Genomic DNA, 1,258 nt, shown 5'->3' with positions numbered 1-1,258 from the left:
TGACCCCAAGTTAGTTTATGCAGATGAGAATAAAGTCATCATTAACGATGGAGACGACATGGTTGTTGAATCGAGAGGGAATTTCTACAGGTTACCTATAAAATTAAATCTTGGGATAGAAAGTTTTATATTGACAAGCCCGAGTGGGAAGAATGCTTTAATAAGTACAATCGATAAAGATGGTTCTAACAATATAGCTATTGTGAATTTTTTTAAAGGATCTAAACTAACATTGGATCAGGGAGTTATACGATATGTAATTTCTAATTTTTATTCTATGCTGCCAAGTGACTACTATTTTGCTTATACTAATAAAGGTTCAGAAACAATTAAATTGGTTGATTTGGATGCTCTAAAAATTCGTGAAGTAAAAGTGAATGTGCCTGTTAATGATGCAATTGGTGTAAAGAGGAATACAGGGTACCAGATTTATTTTGAAAGTTCAGGAAAAATCTACAAAAAGCTAGAGCAAGAGGAACCTAAATTAGTTACAAATGGGTACTTGTTATCTGTAGATGAAAATAGCAATGTATATTTTTACAGAAATATAAACATAAAAACCACGAAAATATATAAGGTGGACAAAAATGGAGGAGAAAAAGAAATAGCTTTAATTGACAAACCTAATGAATTGATAAAGAGAGGGAGTGAAGCGGTTATTTTTATTACAGCAGCTACTGATAAACAATTTTTAGAAAACAATATAGAATTTATAAATTTGATAACGGGGAAACGTACTGCTTTATCAGGAAATCTCAACGACGTGGTTCCTTTACTGTATGATAGAGGAAATATTGCAATAGTTTTTTATAGAGATGGAAGAGCGCAAATAGTTGATACGAGGACAGGGAAAATAGAGCTTATAGAAAATTTTGACAAGTACGTGCTTTCAGATTTAAAAATGACATTAGGATTAAATGTTTATAAAAATTACCCTATAAAGTTTAATAAAATTGTGCAATTGAGAAAAGAAAATGATAACATTAGGCTTTCATTGGTGGATTCTCATAGCAAAATTTTAAAAATTTTGGCACAACAGCAGCTGAAGGATTAAAAGGATTGAATTGAAAGGGGATCCGAAAAATCTAGTAGAGAAAAAAGAGCTGTAATGCCAGACAAATTTGGAAGAGTGGAATTGAATGGAGTGTACATAGGCTTATCTTACGACTTTTCTCAAGTGAAGATATTAAAAATAGGTGATGATAGAATTGAAGTTATAGATAAAAAACAGGAAAGCTATTAGATGCCTATGGTGAAG

Annotated in this window: 2 protein-coding genes; both read left to right on the top strand. The window is 31.4% G+C overall.

Features of this window, described 5'->3' with window-relative positions; translation table 11 throughout:
- The coding region (locus M663_RS0104460) for a hypothetical protein (RefSeq protein WP_029688077.1) at positions 1–1,054 on the top strand (1,054 nt) is incomplete at its 5' end.
- A gap of 54 nt (positions 1,055–1,108) precedes the next feature.
- Positions 1,109–1,243, top strand: a complete 135-nt coding sequence (locus M663_RS15235) for a hypothetical protein (protein ID WP_273702629.1) — start codon at positions 1,109–1,111, stop codon at positions 1,241–1,243.
- The last annotated feature ends 15 nt before the right edge of the window (positions 1,244–1,258 follow it).

Source organism: Thermoanaerobacter sp. A7A (assembly GCF_000445185.1).
GTDB lineage: Bacteria > Bacillota > Thermoanaerobacteria > Thermoanaerobacterales > Thermoanaerobacteraceae > Thermoanaerobacter.
Note: the sequence above shows the minus strand (reverse complement) of the source record. Positions and strands in the feature narration are given on the sequence as shown.

What these genes read in the sequence shown, in the direction of transcription:
- M663_RS15235 (WP_273702629.1), top strand. Translation starts at nt 1,109, where the DNA reads ATGCCAGACAAATTTGGAAGAGTGGAATTGAATGGAGTGTACATAGGC.